A 558-nucleotide genomic window follows, 5' to 3' on the forward strand; every position below is an offset into this window, starting at 1 on the left:
CCTCCCAGTAGCCGCCGGAGTACATCATGGTGGGCCCGGTCCAGCTGGATCGGCACCAGCACCGCTTCGCCCGAGGCCACGGCCGCGTCGAACAGGGCCAGTCCGGTCTCGGCGCTCATCGGCACCGCGCCGCCCCGCACGATCCGCTCCAGGTCGGCGTCGACGAGGCGCCCGGCCATGCCGGACCGCTCCTGCCACAGGCCCCAGGCCATCGAGACGGCCGGCCGGCCCTGGGCGCGGCGGCGCTGCGCCAGCGCGTCCAGGAAGCAGTTGGCGGCGGCGTAGTTGGCCTGCCCGGGGTTGCCGAGCACACCGGCCGCGGCCGAGAAGAGGACGAACCCGCCGACGTCGCCCGCCAGTTCGTGCAGGTTGAGCGCGCCGGTGACCTTGGGTGCGAGCACCCGGTCGAACTGCTCGGGGGAGAGGGAGAGGACGGTTCCGTCGTCCACCACGCCCGCGGTGTGCACCACGGCGGTGAGCGGGCGCTCGGCGGGGACGGCGGCGAGCAGCTCGGCGAGCTGCCGGCGGTCGGCGACGTCGCAGGCGGCCAGGGTGACC

At 75.4% G+C, this 558-nt stretch carries 1 protein-coding gene; it reads right to left on the reverse strand.

Annotated elements, in window-relative coordinates; translation table 11 throughout:
* On the reverse strand, nucleotides 1–558 hold a 558-nt coding region (locus AE652_RS42795), incomplete at both ends, for an SDR family NAD(P)-dependent oxidoreductase (protein WP_049661801.1).

The organism is Kitasatospora sp. MY 5-36, from assembly GCF_001182915.1.
Taxonomy (GTDB): Bacteria; Actinomycetota; Actinomycetes; order Streptomycetales; family Streptomycetaceae; genus Kitasatospora.